Source organism: Vibrio sp. 10N.222.55.C6 (assembly GCF_041473395.1).
Lineage (GTDB): Bacteria > Pseudomonadota > Gammaproteobacteria > Enterobacterales > Vibrionaceae > Vibrio > Vibrio crassostreae_C.
This window is the reverse complement of record NZ_JBFRSD010000001.1, coordinates 306,550-324,470: the sequence shown is the minus strand read 5'-3', so window position 1 is coordinate 324,470 and position 17,921 is coordinate 306,550. Positions and strand designations below refer to the sequence as shown.

Genomic DNA, 17,921 nt, shown 5'->3' with positions numbered 1-17,921 from the left:
AATGCCTATCAATGCTCATGAATCACTTCTTTACCACTTGGGTAGGCTTTGGAACCCAGCACATCACCGTCGACTTCTTTACCATAATAACCTTGGTGGTTGTGGTAACGCTTAGCATTACCTGCAACATCACCCTTGTATCGTGGGTCTTGTGGGCGTTCATGACTGTTCACAAATGCGGCTACATCCCATGCATCCTGAATTGAAAGTTGCTGGCTCTTCCCTAGCGGCATGTTTTCATAGATGAAATAGGCAGCGGTGTTCACCCGGTGCATACCCGCGCCCCAGTTATACGCGTTTTCGCCCCACAATGGTGGAAAGTATGAACGTCCGTCAGCCCCTTTAATACCTTCACCATTTTGACCATGACAGGTTTGGCAGTTGGTTTGGTAAACCTTTTCACCACGCGCTATCGATGGCTCTTGTTCAGGATTATCAATCTTAGGATAGCCACGCCCTGCCAACTTACTGCGGCCATCGATTGGGTATTTGCTTAACAGCTCTTCAGGGAGAGGGAAGCTTTCCGCTTTACCACCGACTTGTAAGTCGGCATCGCTAATCTCAGGAACGGGTGTATCTTGCATGCCGTTCTTGTCTAAGATGCCGCCCATCGCCAGCCAGTATGAATACGCCGTCAGTGCGACCATCTCTTTTGAACCCTCAGCCGGTGGCAGACCATTCATTGAGTAGGTGAAGCAACCTTGGATACGTTCTGCGTAGCTGTTTACCTTGTCATTCTTAGAACGGTACGCAGGGTAGGCCATGTACGCACCCCAAAGAGGGGCAGCGTTAGGCTTCATGCCCGCTTGCATGTGGCAGTTGACACAGTTTTGTTCATTGCCGACGAACGTACCACGCATCTGTTGTGAATCGACAAACAGGGAATAGCCCAGTTTTACTTTGTCACCAAATTCCCCATCAGGAATATCTACCAAGTCGCGTGGCACCAGATATTTATTATCTTGTGGTTTTTCAACGGCGGGCAGTTCGGTTTGGCGATCGGGCAACTCACCTTCGGCATAAGCGATTCCAGAGGCAAGGGTTGCGGTAATTAGAAGTAATGTTTTCATGCGAGCCCTTTAGTATCGGAAAGATGCGAAATAGTAAGAGAGGTTTTTGATCTCATCGTCGGTCAACTTGCCGGCGATATTGCCCATCATGTTTAAATCATCACCCTTACGAGTGCCGTTTTTCCAAGCGTTGAGCTGAGTCTGAATGTAGTCGGCATGCTGACTCGCTAGGCGAGGAAATTTGTCTACGCCCATACCACTTGGTCCATGACAGGTAGCACAAGCAGGAATGTTTCGATCCCAATCACCTTGGAATACAAGTTTACGATACGGGTTATCGATATCGGCTTGTGAGCCGCGTTGTTCTAAATCGGTGAAGTCGTATGAAGGTAATGAAGCGAAGTATTCTGCAACTTCACGACGAATCGCAGGATCAGACACACCATCAGCCATGCCTTTCATGATCGCGCTTTGACGCTCACCACTTGAGAATAAGACTAGTTGATGTTCTAGGTAGTCAGCATTGAGCCCTGCAAGCATAGGTGCGATGTTGGGCATGCCTTTCCCGTCGGCTTGGTGGCAACCGCTACAGGTTTCTGCGGCTTCTGGCATTGGATTGGGTGCTGCTTGTGCAAAACCGGATAAAGAAAGGCTTCCCAGAGCAGCGATGCAAAGCGTTAGAGTTTGAGTTTTTATGTTCAGCTTAATCATGAGGCGTCGCTATTGGTTGTAATGCACGCATTTTCGACATAATTGGTTGCTCGCGCTATTGTGGTTTTCCACATTAATTCACTTGGAACTTGAGGTGAGTCTCACATTAATAACCTCAATCACCATAGTGGTATTGATGTGGATTTCGATAGGCGAATCCAACTGCCGTTAACGAAGTGCAAGGGAACTGCCATGTTCGCCTCGGTATAACTGCTTGTTAAGGCTCTTTTATGGCACCGATTGTATAAGCATAGCTGCTTTATGGATGCGGGCTAAAAAAGTTGTGGTGAAATGAAGATTACCTAATGGCTTTGGGTTGATTACTCTATCTAGAGCGGATGCTTTATGTAGATTGGGTACTTTATGTAGATTGGATGTTTTATCCAAATAGGGTGCTTTTCTAGATCAAGGGGACGAAAAAACAGGGTAACCTCGAATGACGAAGTTGCCCTGTTGTGTTCTCATCTGCAAATCAGATAAGGAAGAGTTTTGATCAGTGATTAAGTTATAGCTTGCTGAGTTTAAGCTAGACCTTGTAGATCTTAGCCGGAAGCGCTTGTCTGGCTGCTGCTCCTACAACCCAATCTAACATGACGCCTTTGCCTTCTCTCGTCGGGTCAATCAAGCCTATATCATTGATGTTAACGCCATCGTTCGACTTCATCTTCACTGGTTGTTGTGCGTCACCAATCCAGTGTGCGCGTTCACCGAGCTCTTTGTGTCCAAAGCCGTGTTCAAAGCCTAATGTGCCTTGTTTGATGCCATCAATCACCATCGCCAACGCGTGTGTGGTTGAACTCGGTGTTTCAATGGCAAATACGTCGCCTGTTTTGATACCAGCAGAAGAGGCGTCTTGCGGGTGAATGTAAACTGGGTTCATTCCTTTGATCGACTCTAAGCGTGGTGATAAGTTAGACACCGCACTGTGAATGTTGGATTTAAAGTTGGTCAGAGTAAATGGCCAATCTTTGGTCGGGAACTGCTCTGCTAAAGGTGTGCCGTCTGCCAGCTTCTGTGGATACCATGTCGGGCAACCCATGTACTGCTCACCACTGATGGTGTTGCGAGAAGTACCGAGCTTTTCATTCCAGATTGCCAGTGGTTTGGTCCATTTGTACTTCATGGTTTCATTGGTGTAGGCATTGGTGGCGTCTTCGAAACGACCGCCACGCGCAAAGATATACGCTACCTTGAGCATCTCTTCAGGCTTGAGTGTTTTGTTCATCACAGGCACTAGGCGTTCTAGACCAGACCAAACAATATCTTCCGCATCGACATTCGGCACGCCACCTTTTACGAACGCTAAGTTAGCAGCCGAGCGCAGGTAGAAGTCTTCAGCGCTATGAATACCGTGCCAGTTACCTTGATTGTCTTTGATTACGTTGTCGCCGAAGCCACCTAGGCCAAGCGTTTTCGCTAGATCAATAAAGAAGTTCTCTAGGTTGATGGCACGTCCGTCTTGAGTGCGGGAAGTTTTAGGCTCAACAATCGGCCAACGAGCGGTGATCGCTTTGGTCGCGACACCATGCCAAGGTGTTGCCATGCCCCAGCTCTCGTAGGTCACTGTGTCTGGCACTAGGTAATCCGATAAGGCTGTGGTCTCATTGATGAAGGCATCGATAGACACGATCAAACCAAGCTGCTTTGGATCCTTCAGCTTATCGCCTAGTAAGTTATCTAAACCCGGAACGCCATAAAGTGGGTTCGCCATGTGGTTGATCCACGCTTTTGCGCGATAAGGGTAGCCATCAATCGCAGCTGATAAATGCTCGGTTAAAAGCGGCGCAGAGATTGGGTACCACGGAGCACGTGTTGGGTAGAATGACTCGCCTGCGGCAACGCGACGTTTGTATTCGCTGGTCTTGTGATACGGGAATTTGCTGCGAGACAAGAACACACCTTGCGGCTTAGTCTTACCCTTGAACTTGGTAAAGTCGTAACGTGGACCTGCAACAGAAGTTGGGTAGCCACCTGCTTTCGCCATCGCCCCGCCTTTTGCATTGATGTTACCGATCAGCGCGTTCAGCATTAGGATAGAGAACGAGTTGTAGAAGCCGTTGGTGTGCATGTTGCCACCGTGAGTATCCACGACTGCTTTCGTCCCGTAGCTGGTGAAGCGTTTTGCCAACGCAATAATCTGGTCTTGTGGGATTTCACACTGCTCACTGTAGTAAGCAAGATCATATTTGAAGGCTTCTTCTTTCAATCTTTGTAGAGAAGATTTAACACGAACAGTCTGACCATTGATTTCTACGTCTTGATCGACGAACAGAGCCGCTTCATTCACCTGAATATGTGACGCCAATAGTGACGTTGTCACATCTAGTGCGATAAATCCGTCATCGTCAGACATCGGTTCGCCTGTTTCTAGCAAACCCATATCTGATGCGCGAAGCATACGCCCATTTTGTGGGTGCGATTCGTCACTGATCACAAGGTGAGATGCATTACACCAGTGTGTGGTGCCTGCTTTCTTCATCGCTTGCGCACTTGGGCGAGACAAGAAGTCGTGATTGTAGCGCTGGTTTTCGATGATCCACTGGATCATACCCAGAACTAATGCTGAATCGGTGCCCGGTTTGATCGGCAGCCAGTTATTGCGATCGCCCGCCGCAAGGCTTGAAGACCCGGCAGGTAGGCTTGGTGTCACTATGGTGTAGCTCAGTTTTCCATTGGTACGAGCTTCAGCCAATTGTCTTGCTTGGCGCTTAAACGGGTTACCCGCTTGAGCCGGAGACATACCGATGAAAAGAATGAATTCTGCGTTGTTGAAGTCGGGCTTTAAGTGCGAGAACTTATCTAAGTCATTCATGATCGCGCCAGAACCTGCACGGAATGCGTAGCCACAGTAAGAGCCGTGATGACCAAAGTTACGAGTGCCGTAGCTGTTAAATGCAAAGCGCTTCAAGATGTCGTCACGGCCTTCATTACCGGCATTGGTCACAAGCAGTTGGTTGGCTTTTGGTCCGTATTCAGGGTTGTTTGGATCGAGTGGTGTTTCGATGTCACGAATCGATCGTAAGCCCTCAACTTCACCTTCACCGAATAAGTCACCACCCTCGGTGATCTCAGAGATAAGTTGTTCGTAGCTGATTGGTTCCCACTTGCCTCCACCACGCTTACCAACGCGTTTGAGCGGTTGAGTGATTCGGTATGGGCTGTTTTGAATCTCCAACATGCCGTTACCACGGGCACAGGCTGTCGAGCGGTTATTGATGCCTGACTCACCAGACAAGCCAATGTAGGCGTCTTTTACCGGTGTTTTGAACGGGATCTGCTGATCACTTGAAAGCGGGTGATATGGGTTACCTGAGATACGTAAAATCTCATCATTGCGATTATCGATACGTACACGCAAGCCACACAGTGTCCAGCAGCCAAAACACATTGAGGGTGCAACGCGTTGGTTTGGATTCGGCGAAATCTTACCTTGCTCATCGACACTGTATTCCGTCTCTAACGAATTACCGTGATGGATGTGATTGGTTTTCTTACCTGCGGTGCCATCGATAGCACCGTGAACCATGTGCTTTGTGGTTGTCGCATAACCTGCAGCAAAAGCTCCAACACCACCGGCAGCAAGGCCTGTTTTCAAAAATTGACGACGTTTGTTATCCATGATGATTCCTCAGACTACAAGCTATGTGAGCGGTTAAGTGGTGATGATGTGTTTTGGTTTGGCTTAGATGCTGTCTTTGTCGCAGAGCCAGTTGATCTTGACGATCCAGCAGACACGATTTCAGAGGCGAACAACGCAAGTGCTAGCCACAGGCCGCACATGCCAACGATGCCAAGTAACCCAGCACTACCCATTGGTAATTCATAAGGGAATGGACCCACATCAAAACGAGGAATGGTTTGAACTTCCATCATGGTGACCCAACGTACCGCCCATGCTGAAACTATGGTCGCAAGCGCAACACAGACAATTCCTAACTTGCTTTGCGATAGGCGTTGTAGTGGCAGCACTAAGATCATGCACAGCAAAATGCTGGTGGTCATGATGCCTAAATTGATGCCCCAAGCATCGTTCTCATACAGGCTGAAGTGACCATGATTAGATGCCCAAATCGACGTAAGAATGATGGCAAGGCCACCGGTTAGGGTAATCGTTCTTTGTACCAGAGCGAGGTCTGTTGGTTTTAAGCTTGGCTTGGTGGATGGCAGTAGAGCCCAAATCAATAGGGTTAAACCCGTTGCAGCAAAGAACGCTGTCGTAAACCAAAGCAGCGGAGAAGCCGGTTGATGCCAAAGCGGTCGGCTCGCCAAAATCGCAATTTCTGCGCCTGTGTAAAGCGCGATGCTTAGGCCCGAAATAGCCGTCACAGCAGCGAGCGCAATCATCAGCTTTGACGATATTTGCCATTGACCTAGCGTCAGCCAAGCCAAACGTTTTAGAAGTGGGTTTTCACTTTCCTTAAGCTGTGCGATGTCGTCACGTAGGTAAACCCAAGCAGTCGCGACAGCCAGACCAGAGAATAGAGGTAGAAACAAAGAGCCTAATGACATCCATGACCAAGGCGAGATGTGGGCGTAGAAGTGCCAAGCTCGTCCCGGTTGGTGCAAATCACCGGTTAATGCTAATGGCCCAACAATCGCGCCGATGGCCATCACAAGCACAAGGGCAGAACGAAATTGGTGGCTGGTTGAGTTTTTGAATATCAGTGCAATCAAAAACAGAATAGCCGCCGCGTAAGCTGAACCAATGTAGAAGAAATATTGAACCGCCCACGGTAGCCAAGCGATCTCTTGAGCGGGAACTAACACCTCAGTGATATTCATGCTGTCTCTCCTTGTTTGCTTTGTGTCGCGATTGCCAATTCTTGTTGGCTAGAGGATGAGTTATCTATGGCGGCTGGATCATAAATCGCAGGTTGGCCTTCGATGTGGCTAACGAAACGCTCGTTCATGCCGATATAGAAAACATGGGGGTTGGTATTCTGCTCTGGCTTGAGCACCTTGATGTCGTCTTGGTTTTCATTGAGCAGACGGTTGATCTCGCTGTTTGGATCTTTAAGGTCGCCAATGACACGCGCGCCACCGACACAGGTTTCTACACAAGCAGGCAGTAAGCCGTCTTCAAGGCGGTGTGCACAGAAGGTGCATTTGTCTGCGGTAAGGGTGTCGTTATTAATGAAACGAGCATCGTAAGGACAAGCTTGAACACAGTAAGCACAGGCTACGCAGCGTTCGTTGTCGACCATGACAATGCCGTCTTCGCGTTGGAAGGTCGCTTGAACTGGACAAACCTTGATGCAGGGAGCGTTGTCACAGTGATTACAGAGGCGAGGTAACATGAAAGATTTCACGTCTTGTTGAGCAGTCGAACCATCATCAAGGGAGACTTCATACTGTTTTACGGTGGTTCTGAACTGGCCAATTGGTGCTTGGTTTTCAACGCTACAGCCAACAGTGCACGCCTGACAGCCAACGCACTTACGTAAATCAACCGCCATGGCGTAGCGTTTACCTACTTCGCCTTTGCGGTCAGGTTGGTTGTTATTGCGAATGGCTGTGCTTGCGACTACGGTGTTGATTCCGGTGATGGGAATGAGCGCAGCACCAGCGGAAACCTTGCCGAATTGGCTGAGAAACCGTCTTTTCAATGAGTCCATGTTGGTACCTATAAATGGGTATTCTATCTGTTGGGCTCATTGTCAGATTTTGGGCGTACGCGGGGTATTGTGGATTTCCACATACCCAGATCAAAGTTGATCTAGAACAAATGTGGTTTTACCAATCTAGCTGTTATGCTTTGTTTAAAGGCTCTATTTAACGTGTCGTCAATGCGTTATTCGAGTGTGAACATGCCATCAGTGTGGAGAAAGAGATTTTAGTGACAGTCCGAAACCTAATATCAATCGTTAGCCTTTGTTGGTTGAGTCTAACTGCAGGAATCTGTTTAGCCGCTCAAGCGGAGCAAGAGATTACAACATCAAACACTGTTGAGTCGGAACAGGTGATTGAGGTCGGTGTGCTGGCTATTCGAGGCAAGCTTTCCGCGCAGCAGCGTTGGCAGCCGACGATGGATTGGTTGTCGGAGCGCATTCCCGGCAAACACTTTGTTCTCAAGCCTTTCAACTTAGAAGAGATGGCTGATGCGGTAAAAGGTGTTGAGGTCGACTTTGTCATCACCAACCCCGGTCAGGCGGTTCGATTAGGACGCCAGTATGCGCTTTCTTGGATGGCAACCATGACCAGTCATAACTTTGAAGCTCAAGGCTCAAGTAATACACGCAGCATTGGTTCCGCCTTGGTGGTGAGAAGAATGTCGCCTTATATCTCTCTCGAACAACTCAGCGGTAAGCCGATTGCGGCAGTATCTGAAAATGCTTTTGGTGGTTACCTCACTATGCGTTACCAAGTGATGCAACAAGGGCTTAATCCCAACCACTTTTTCTCTAACACCCAATTTTTAGGTTTCCCGATCGACGCCAGCTTGTATCAACTACGTGAAGGGCACATTGAAGCGGCTGTCGTACCAAGCTGTTTAGTTGAGAACATGATCAGTGAAGGTTTGCTGGTGGCGGGGCAATATCGAATTATCGAGAATCAAGCGCCAGAAGGATTCCGATGCCAAGTGTCTACGCCGTTGTACCCCAACTGGTCGTTCGCCAAAACAGAGCGGGCTTCTTCGGCACTGGCCAAACAGATGAGTCAGGTATTATTTGCGATGCCTAAGAGCAGCGCACCGGCCATTGCAGCGAATGCATCGGGCTGGACTTCACCGACAAGCTTGCTGTCGATCGACAAGCTATATCAACAACTCGACATGCATCCACTGCAACAACCTTGGTGGAAAGAAGCGTTAATCTGGCTCAAGTACAACCAACAGTGGGCATGGGCGTTCTTTATTCTTGTCGTGTCTCTGAATGCTTACCACTTCTGGCTAGAATACAAATTCAGTCGCAGCAAAAAGCAACTAGAAGCGACGCTGTATAAGCTGAAAAGTAAGAGTGAACAGCTAGAGCACTCACAACGAATCGCGGTAGTTGGTGAACTGGGAAGTAGCTTGGCACACGAGATTAATCAGCCTTTGGCAGCTATTCGGAATTATAGCGAAGGCGGTTTACTGCGGATTTCGAAGAACAAACCACTGACTGACATAGAGCCCGTATTTGAGAAGATCCAGTCGCAAGTGGACCGTGCTGATGCGATTATCCAGCGATTAAGAAACATGATCAAAAAACGCTCATCAGATAAATCTCAAACTGATATAGAAGTGCTTCTTACAGATACCATCGAGCTACTGCAATTTCGATTAGAGAAACACAAGATAACCATTGAACGTTATGTCGTGGGTAAACCTATCACGCTACATGTTGACCCTGTCGGATTGCAGCAGGTGGTTGTAAATTTGATCAACAATGCGACGGACGCGTGTAACGCACAACAGCATCGCGAACAAAGCGCTACGTCTGATATTGATAACAAAAACAGCGAACCACCAACAATTAAAGTGATTACCGAGTATCAACCGGATAAAATGATGCTGTCGGTTATCGATAACGGCACGGGCTTAGATTTCACTGAGCAGCAAGTCACTCAATCCTTTGTGAGTAGCAAAGAAAACGGTTTGGGGTTAGGGCTTGCGATTTGCCAGGACGTGATTGAAGACCACAGCGGTCAAATGACCATTAAGTCACTGATTCCTCATGGCTGTCACGTTGCAGTGACGTTACCTTTTTCTCTTTCAAATGATTCATAAGGAATCTTGTTATGCCTGAACTTCATCAAACGTTGCCGGTTTATGTGGTTGATGACGATGAGTCGATGCGTGACTCGCTGGTGTTCTTATTGGAAGAGCATGATTTCACGGTGTCAGCTTATGAAGATGGTCCAAGCTTTTTAGACTCTGTGGATCTCACAAAGTCGGGCTGTGTAGTGCTAGACAGCAGAATGCCAGAGATGAGAGGGCAACAAGTTCATGAGTTAATGGTGAAAGCGCAGAGTCCGCTGTCGGTTATCTATCTCACAGGGCATGGCGATGTGCCAATGGCGGTGGAAGCTTTGCAAGCAGGTGCGATGAACTTCTTCCAAAAGCCGGTTAAAGGAGGGGAATTGGCCGAGGCAATCAAGCAAGGATTAAAGGCTTCAGAAAAGCACTTACACATGAATGTGTATCGCCAAGCGTACGCGTCGTTAACCGAGCGTGAGATAGACATCCTCAAACAAATTATCGACGGTAAGCGTAACCAGAAAATAGCCGATGAATTGTGCATTGCCATGAGAACAGTGGAAGTACACCGAGCAAGCTTGATGAAGAAATTCTCAGCGAAGACGGTTGCCGAGTTGGCTTACATATACGGTCAATTGACCTAGGTATAGAGCTATTCCTGTAAGAGAGTTGTACGGCAGTTGCACGAAATTGTTGATGGGAAAAACATCAATTTCGTCACCAAGCTTTAGGACTTTCCTGATGAAAGGCAGACTTCATAATTTATCTATATTGAAGCAAGATCACATCGTCTATGGACTGCATACGGATTGAACCTCCTAGGCTTCTTATCGCAATGTAATCCTGAGATACTGAACTAAGTTCATTTTAAGGCGGAACGTGCCAGTAACTGCACTTTTCCCTGTAATTCGAAACATAACATTCACTATGGGTAGAACACACTCTCAACGTCGAGTCTTGTATCTGCCGAGTTAGGTTAAATATTTTATGAGTACAATGGGAATCGCAATTGGTGCGACGGCTCTTTCGTTAATACTTGTCGCCGTGTGGCTGATCTCTTTATCGCTAAGAAAGCAGCGCTTGGAACAAGAACGTAAGGCTCGTGCTGTCGCTTACCGAAAAGCGATTGAAAAAGCGCGCATACAAGAGCAAAAAGAGCGTCACTTCAAAGCCGAAACCGGTCATGTACCGTCGATTCTGTATTTGGCAAAAGAAGCTGAACGTAACAATATAAAGGAAGCTCTGTATTGGTACGACAAAGCGGCGCAACTCGATAATATCAATGGCATGTACGGCATTGTGCGCCTAAGCATGAAGCGTAAAGAAGACCTCATTTTAAGAGAGAAAGCCAACTTTTGGCAGCTAGCAATCTCTGCTTTAGACAATGACGTATCGGCGAAATTCGAGATGGGCAAAGCGCTCGTCTTTGGTCGTGGAACCGATAAGAACATCCCTAAGGGTTATACCTATATTGAAGAGTCTGCGGCTGGTGGTAATACCGAAGCGATGCTGTTTATCGGTGACTGGTGTCTAGATAAAGAGAATCCAGATTACTCGGCTGAAAGCTCTGTCGAGTGGTACCAAAAGGCCGCTGAAAAAAACAACCTAGACGGCAAGATCAAACTGGGTATGAGCTATTTGAACGGTGTTGGTGTTGAACCGAATCACGGCGAAGCGGTGTACTGGTTTGAAACTGCCGCAGAAAAGAACAGTGCAGAAGCCATGTTTAGAGCTGGCGAAGCTTGGATTGACCATGGTGAACACGGCAACGCGATTGCTTATATCTGGCTATTTTTGTCTGCTCATTTTGGCTACTCAGAAGCGAAGCATTTGCGGGATAAAGTTGGTGGTGAACTGGGTGTCGATGCCGTCGTGGGCTTACAAGCTCTGACTAAGCCGATCATGACTAAGTTGACTCAAGAAGCGATCACTAAGCATTCAATCATTAAAGCGCTCAATAAGCTCTACAAGCGCAATATACCGATCCCTAAGAAAGTGAAAGAAGCGTCCGATGAAGAAGGCGAAGAGTTAAATGTCGATGGTAGTCATTTAGAGACCAAAGCGTCGAGTGAGCAAGGTGCTAACGTCGATTACAGCCAGCAGGCGACGCCAAACCATGATAGCGGTGCTGCGAATCAAGGGTCACCCAGCGATCAAGCAACGCATAACAAAGAAGCAAGCCCTAACTCTCTAGACTTCAGTCAGGCAGCAGTGGATCCAAGCTGGAAAAGCAACCACTAAAACGTGTTGGTTAGCTTTGATGAGTTAGACAAGAATGACTGAAGCTATAAATCTATAAATCTATAAAGCTATAAAGCTATAAAGCTATAAATCTATATAGCTCCTAGCCGTAATCTAGAAAACCAAGACAACAAAAAAGGGAAGCGAATGCTTCCCTTTTTATTTGTGTGCTATTTGCTTTTAGAGCTTAGAGCTTAGAGCTTAGAGCTTAGAGCTAAAGCCTAATACCAAGAGCTGTTAAGCTTTGTTTTGCTCAGCTTTACATACAGCCGCAGTGAACACGACGTCAGTTGAGCTGTTAAGCGCTGTTTCAGCAGAATCTTGAATCACACCAATGATGAAACCAACCGCTACAACCTGCATCGCTACATCGTTTGAGATACCGAATAGGCCACAAGCTAGAGGAATCAGTAGCAGTGAACCACCGGCAACGCCTGATGCGCCACATGCTGAAATTGCAGCAACAAGGCTTAGTAGAATCGCAGTGAAGATATCAATCTCAATACCCATTGTGTGTACAGCTGCAAGCGTTAACACAGTGATGGTGATTGCAGCACCCGCCATGTTGATGGTTGCGCCTAGAGGGATTGATACAGAGTAAGTATCTTCATCTAGCTCTAGCTTCTTACAAAGGTTCATGTTCACTGGGATGTTTGCAGCGCTTGAACGAGTGAAGAATGCCGTTACACCAGATTCACGAATACATTGCAGTACAAGTGGGTATGGGTTCTGTTTTGTCTTTACAAAGACAAGCAGTGGGTTAACGACAAGAGCAATGATCAGCATTGAGCTTAGTAGAACCGCTAGCAGTTGACCGTAGCTTGCTAGTGCATCGAAGCCCGTTGTTGCGAATGTAGTCGAAACAAGGCCGAAGATACCGAATGGCGCAAGACGAATAATGAAGCGAACAATGTGTGAAACACTGTGGCTAAGGTCTTCGAAAACCGCTTTGGTTGTTGCAGATGCGTGGTGCAGTGCAAGACCAAGACCGATAGCCCAAGCAAGAATACCGATGTAGTTCGCGTTCATTAGTGCGCTAACTGGGTTATCTACAAGCTTGAATAGAAGCGTATGAAGAACTTCTGCAATACCTTGAGGAGGGTTAGCACCTTCAGCGCCAGCAACCAGTGTCAAAGTGGTTGGGAACATGAAGCTCAGTACTACAGCAGTCAGTGCAGCTGAGAACGTACCAATCAGGTAAAGCACAATGATTGGACGCATATGAGTATGCTGACCTTTCTTTTGGTTTGCGATAGAAGCTGCAACAAGAATGAATACTAAAATTGGGGCAACAGCTTTCAGAGCACCAACAAACAGACTACCTAATAGGCCTGCATCTTGAGCTGCTGAAGGAGAAACCATGGCGAGAACGACACCGAAAACAATACCAGCAAGGATCTGTAGAACGAGATTTCCACGAGCGATGCGGGCGAGCATGTTGTGATTTTGCATAAAATACCTGCAATTGTTAATTTATTATAGTGATGTATTTTTTTATAAAGTTGTACCAAATCCAACTATACACTAGTGGAATGGGCGGTCATATTAGCGGGATCTAAGAGGGTGTCTAGGAATAGTTTACTTTTAGGGTGATTGTTTGCGCTACGTGGTGTTTTTAGAGCTAAATGTTAAATTTTTGTACTCTTGTTGAGATATAAATCTGCATGATAATACTCATTCGGGTCAATGTTCTGGTTCTGGTGCCGTCAGAGTCGATTAGCAAGATCATTGTGTGCAGAAATGATCCCATTGGGTTCCTGTTGATATAAAGAAGACCTGTTGATACAAAAAGCCCCAGCCCAATGCGTTAAAGAGCTCATGAGTTAATGAGCTAATACGCGATAGGGACATGGGGCTTATTTACGTGTTGTAAACCTAATCCAATAATCGGCTATTTAGACGATTTCTTGATATTACGGCTCTCTGATTGCACGGTTTTGTACATTTTAGAAAGCTGTTTACTGTTCGCTCTCTGTTCTGCCAATGAGGCTCCATTTCTTGCTTGCTCTCTGAGTAGCTTCTCATAGTTAGAGAATCGTCTTTCAGAAAGCTCACCGCTTTCAATGGCCTTGCGTATTGTGCATCCTGGTTCTGACTCATGGCTGCAATCAGAAAAGCGACAATGCATCGCTAACTCTTCCACATCAGAAAAGGTTTCACTTACTCCTTCAGCACAATCGGCGAGTTGTAACTCTCGCATACCAGGAGTATCGAGCAATAAACCGCCCGACGTTAGCAAGTGGAGAGATCGTGACGTGGTTGTATGACGGCCTTTGCTGTCGTCTTCACGAATACCGCCCGTTTCTTGTTGAGTTTCACCAAGTAGCGAGTTCACGAGTGTCGATTTACCGACACCAGACGAACCCATCAAAGCGACGGTTTTGCCTGTTTTACACCAAGGTGACAATACTTGAGTAGAGTCTTGGTCTAGGCTATTAACGGCTTCGATCATCAGCATCGGATCTAGGCTTTGCACTTGCTGTACTTTGTCTTGGTAGTCGTCACACAAATCTTTCTTGGTAAGTACGATAACCGCTTCAACCTGTGCTTCATTGGCGAGTGCTAGATAGCGTTCGATGCGGCTCAGATTAAAGTCATTATTTAGCGAGACCACGATAAACACGGTGTCGATATTGGCTGAAATATATTGTTCAGCTACGCGACTGCCTGCTGCTTTACGGCTGAAGAGCGACTGACGCTCAAGTAAGCGGTCGAATTGCAGATCAGAGTTCAACATCACCCAATCACCAACCGTCATTGCCGGTTGGTTTTGATGAACGGGTAGAACGATTTCGCCTTGTTCTGACGCAAGCGTATATCCGCTGCGATGGTGCGCGGTAATGCGAGCAATGACGGATTGGTCATAGTCTTCGAGTGTCAGTTGTTGTTGGAATACAGGTTGCCATCCAAGTTGTTGAAGTGACATTGGATGAGAAAATGCGTTTTGTGAATTCATGTCTATTTACCCAGACGTGCGAGCTTTCTTTTCTTGTGAGAGCATTAAAGTCTTATCAGTGCATTAAAGTCTTATGAGAGCATTAACGTCTTGTAAGATCTCAGGTTGTCGATGAGATCGAAAAGCGTTGGTCAGTTCAAAAAGCGTCGAGACGTCAAAAATGTTTGAGCTTGGGTCGAATTCAAAATCGATAGGACCCCGGATTTGAGTCATGCTTTACAGGCATGCAGATATTGATCACTTACGATCAACAGTAAACCGGGTAAAAGTGTGCGGTAGCCAGCTGATGGCTTAATGTTGGTAGTTCGAGATTAAAGTTTGATTAACCAAACAAATTAACGCGTTACTTTTACTGCCAGTTTTAGTGTTTTCATTACAATCATCTTCTATTCTCCTTGGTTTATTAATGTGTTCAGGCTTTGAATAAAAAGCGCGCTCAGTTTAACAAAAAGCCACGATGGCGAGAAGTCATCGTGGCTTAAATTATTTTATCAATTGTGAATACGATTAATGATGGTCGTGATTCATCTTTTTCATGCCGCTCATCACTTTCTTCACTGGTGCGTCGAAGGTCTGTGTTTCACCATTGGCAAAGGTCAGTATCATCTCGATTTGCTCACCTTCTTTTAGGCTACTTTTTAGGTCGAACAACATGATGTGTAGGCTGCCAGGTTTAAGTAACGCTTCACCGTTTGCAGGGATGGTGATTTCTTGAACTTGGCGCATTTTCATAACATCGCCATCAATGATTACATCATGAAGTTCTACTTTACCTGCTGCAGGTGTTGTTGCAGAAACAATAGCGCGATCTTTATCGCTGTGGTTTATCAGAGTCGTGAACACCGCGCTGTTCACTGCTGAAGGCGGGGTTGCACGAGCGTACGCGTCATGAACCATAATATCGCTACTAGCCTGAGCAAAAGGGGTTAGCAATAAGCCTGCTAGAGCAAGTGCTTTTAACTTCATGTTGTTGTCCTTAATTTTTATGTTTTTGGTCTGGGACCTGACTTTTTGTTCGAACTTTATTAGTTAAGTTCTTTGTTTTTACGTTTTACTGCGTCAGCTTGTTGATAGCCTCAACAATTGGTGCTGGCGTTAACGTATGCGGCACTTTGGTAATCAAGGTACCGTCGGGCTTTAAAAAATAAAAATATGAGCTGTGGTCAAGGGTGTATTCCAACTCTGAACCTTCCAGCTTGGTCTTTCTGAAAATAACACCGTAGTTGTGTGCAAGCGTGGTTGTCACATCCAAAGGACCACTTAATCCTTCCATCATTGGGTGGAAGTATTGTGCGTATTCGTATGAGGCCTCTGCTGCATCACGCTCAGGGTCGAGAGAGACAAACATCGGGCGAATCTTGGCTTTTGCTTCATCAGAGACTTGGTTAAGTGCTCCGGCCAACATAGCCAAAGAAGTGGGGCACACATCTGGGCAGCGTGTGAAACCGAAGTAAACGATACGAATTCTGTCATCGGTTTGGTCAAAGATTTCCGTTGGTTGGTTGTCTTTGCCGAAAAGAGTCGTTGCGGAGAACTCTTGTTTTGCAGCGTGTTGTTCTTGAACTTCGTTTTGCCCATCAAGATAGCTTTTGACACCAAAGCCAAGTACAAAAGCGACAACCAATGCTAACGACCAATTTCTACTCATCTTGCCATCCTTATTGCAGGGTTTACAGTATCGACACCATCAGTGAGTTCACCGATCCATGTCATTTTATCTAAAGTACATACAGGTAAAATCACATCACCTTCATAGGTATTGTTGCCAATGCTCTTTAATTGAAAACGCGCTGATCCCATTTCCATTTCTAAACCGGTCAGCGATAGCATCAAGGTTTCAGAGGCCGCGCCTTCCCACACCACTTTGATTTTTGTTGGGACTAGAGGTTGAGCTGTTTCATGCTCAAGGGTCATAGCAACGCTGTCTTGCTCACACCATGTTGTTGAAAGCATGCAGTAGTCATCTAAGTTGACGTCAGGAGAGTGGCTCTCTACTACCGATTTAAATTGCTCGACTGCCTGTGGTCCATAAAAGCCAGCGACCAGCGCAATACCGAGCGCAGCAACCTTTAATGCTGGGTGCATGTCGTGTTCTCATTTGATTTTATAAGAACGGCGATGGTATCACACCACTCAATACGTGCTTGTATCAAAAAGCAATTTTGTGCGTATGGTAGAACTAAAAAAGCGAAGCCATTGGCTTCGCTTTTGTCTGTTTAATAGATATGTGAGCTTAGTATTTCTAAGTTCTATCCATTCTGAACATGTTCCAGAAATACGTTGAATGATTAGTCAGCGTTACGCTCTGCGAACTTCTCCAGGCCTAAAACCAATGCAATCGCAGCAAACATCATCACAATCGCCATGACCAACTGAGAAGGCTGAGAGGTTACCGCTTCAAAATCAAACGGTGATAGGTTTTCTTGAATCAGAGGAACTTGTTCACCTTTTGAGTTTGTGCGCCAGCTGATGGTCTCTTTCCAAGGCCAGATCTTAGGCAGCGTACCGATCATCAAACCGGTTAAGAATACCAATGTGAAGTCGCGGAATGAACGCAATAGCCAAGACAGTACATGTGAGAAAGTCAGCAGTCCGATCACACAGCCCGCAAGGAATAGCGCAAGTACATCGACTTGAAATGATTTAACGGCGCCAAGCACGGGGCCATACATGCCAATCAGGAGCAGAATAAAGCTGCCTGAAATACCGGGTAAAATCATCGCGCAGATAGCAATCGCACCCGCAATCAATACGTTGATGCTGGTTGGTTCCATTTGCAGCGGTTTAAGCACGGTAATGCTATAAGCGAAAGCAACGCCAAGCAGCAAAAACACGAAGCGAATCATATCGCGTTTCTCTACTTGCTTAAGAATATGGAAAACCGAGACCAAGATCAGGCCGAAGAAGAAAGACCACAGTGGAACAGGGTGGGTGACTAATAACCAAGAAATCAATTTTGCGAATGTCGCAATGCTCGTGAATACGCCCGCGAACAGTGAAATTAGGAAGAAACCATTGATGTGATTAAACGCGGCTTTGAAGCCTTCGCGTTTCCATAAGCCAAGTACGCTAGGGTTAATTCTGCGAATGCTTTCTAGCAGCGTATCGTAGATACCAGTGATGAATGCGATGGTTCCGCCCGACACGCCAGGAACAACGTCTGCTGCGCCCATAGCCATGCCTTTGAAAAAAGTACTTAAGTAGTTCATTGCTTCATAGAGTTGAGGATGATTTTGTGCAGTATACAAACTTTAGTGTAAAAAAAGTATGAATATGCTTTTGGGGAAGGGCTTTTATTACTCTATTAATTGTAAGGCAATAAGTT

14 protein-coding genes are annotated in these 17,921 nt (G+C 46.4%); 3 read left to right on the top strand and 11 right to left on the bottom strand.

Going from position 1 to position 17,921, the window contains the following annotated elements; translation table 11 throughout:
- Positions 1–8: 8 nt before the first annotated feature.
- From AB4486_RS01330 to dsrO, 5 genes are all read right to left on the bottom strand, one after another.
- The gene (locus AB4486_RS01330; RefSeq protein ID WP_065583779.1) at positions 9–1,070 is read right to left on the bottom strand and encodes a c-type cytochrome; all 1,062 of its coding nucleotides are present in this window, start codon (positions 1,068–1,070) and stop codon (positions 9–11) included.
- Positions 1,071–1,079: 9 nt separating this feature from the next.
- Positions 1,080–1,721, bottom strand: a complete 642-nt coding sequence (locus AB4486_RS01325; protein WP_048610546.1) for a c-type cytochrome — start codon at positions 1,719–1,721, stop codon at positions 1,080–1,082.
- A 526-nt stretch (positions 1,722–2,247) separates the two neighbouring features.
- The gene (locus AB4486_RS01320) at positions 2,248–5,340 is read right to left on the bottom strand and encodes a tetrathionate reductase subunit A (protein ID WP_372116273.1); all 3,093 of its coding nucleotides are present in this window, start codon (positions 5,338–5,340) and stop codon (positions 2,248–2,250) included.
- Positions 5,341–5,354: 14 nt separating this feature from the next.
- On the bottom strand, positions 5,355–6,503 hold the full coding sequence (gene nrfD / locus AB4486_RS01315) for an NrfD/PsrC family molybdoenzyme membrane anchor subunit (protein ID WP_017078586.1): 1,149 nt from the start codon (positions 6,501–6,503) through the stop codon (positions 5,355–5,357).
- The gene (dsrO, locus tag AB4486_RS01310) at positions 6,500–7,336 is read right to left on the bottom strand and encodes a sulfate reduction electron transfer complex DsrMKJOP subunit DsrO (protein WP_372116272.1); all 837 of its coding nucleotides are present in this window, start codon (positions 7,334–7,336) and stop codon (positions 6,500–6,502) included. Before dsrO ends, nrfD begins: the two co-directional genes overlap by 4 nt.
- A 221-nt stretch (positions 7,337–7,557) precedes the next feature.
- Between dsrO and AB4486_RS01305 the strand changes: the two genes are divergently transcribed.
- The 3 genes from AB4486_RS01305 (at position 7,558) to AB4486_RS01295 (ending at position 11,640) form a co-directional block, all read left to right on the top strand.
- A complete protein-coding gene (locus AB4486_RS01305) occupies positions 7,558–9,429 on the top strand; it encodes a PhnD/SsuA/transferrin family substrate-binding protein (protein ID WP_372116269.1) in 1,872 nt (623 codons plus the stop codon).
- 11 nt (positions 9,430–9,440) lie between these two features.
- A complete protein-coding gene (locus tag AB4486_RS01300) occupies positions 9,441–10,043 on the top strand; it encodes a response regulator transcription factor (RefSeq protein WP_017064231.1) in 603 nt (200 codons plus the stop codon).
- Positions 10,044–10,395: 352 nt separating this feature from the next.
- The gene (locus tag AB4486_RS01295) at positions 10,396–11,640 is read left to right on the top strand and encodes a tetratricopeptide repeat protein (protein WP_102332388.1); all 1,245 of its coding nucleotides are present in this window, start codon (positions 10,396–10,398) and stop codon (positions 11,638–11,640) included.
- Positions 11,641–11,877: 237 nt separating this feature from the next.
- Here AB4486_RS01295 and sstT read toward each other — a convergent pair whose 3' ends face one another.
- The 6 genes from sstT to AB4486_RS01265 all read right to left on the bottom strand — a co-directional run bounded on the left by sstT (position 11,878) and on the right by AB4486_RS01265 (position 17,805).
- Positions 11,878–13,092 (bottom strand): serine/threonine transporter SstT, encoded by a 1,215-nt coding sequence (sstT, locus tag AB4486_RS01290; RefSeq protein ID WP_004732110.1) that lies wholly within the window; start codon positions 13,090–13,092, stop codon positions 11,878–11,880.
- Positions 13,093–13,531: 439 nt separating this feature from the next.
- Entirely contained in the window at positions 13,532–14,596 is a 1,065-nt protein-coding gene (gene rsgA, locus AB4486_RS01285) for a ribosome small subunit-dependent GTPase A (protein ID WP_372116267.1), read from the bottom strand.
- 507 nt (positions 14,597–15,103) lie between these two features.
- Positions 15,104–15,562, bottom strand: a complete 459-nt coding sequence (locus AB4486_RS01280) for a copper chaperone PCu(A)C (protein ID WP_372116265.1) — start codon at positions 15,560–15,562, stop codon at positions 15,104–15,106.
- Between the two features lie 85 nt (positions 15,563–15,647).
- A complete protein-coding gene (locus AB4486_RS01275) occupies positions 15,648–16,244 on the bottom strand; it encodes an SCO family protein (RefSeq protein ID WP_004732104.1) in 597 nt (198 codons plus the stop codon).
- Positions 16,241–16,681: a hypothetical protein gene (locus AB4486_RS01270; protein ID WP_372116263.1), complete on the bottom strand. Its 441-nt coding sequence runs from the start codon at positions 16,679–16,681 to the stop codon at positions 16,241–16,243. Before AB4486_RS01270 ends, AB4486_RS01275 begins: the two co-directional genes overlap by 4 nt.
- 203 nt (positions 16,682–16,884) lie before the next feature.
- Positions 16,885–17,805: a DUF368 domain-containing protein gene (locus tag AB4486_RS01265; RefSeq protein WP_017064236.1), complete on the bottom strand. Its 921-nt coding sequence runs from the start codon at positions 17,803–17,805 to the stop codon at positions 16,885–16,887.
- Between the last annotated feature and the right edge of the window lie 116 nt (positions 17,806–17,921).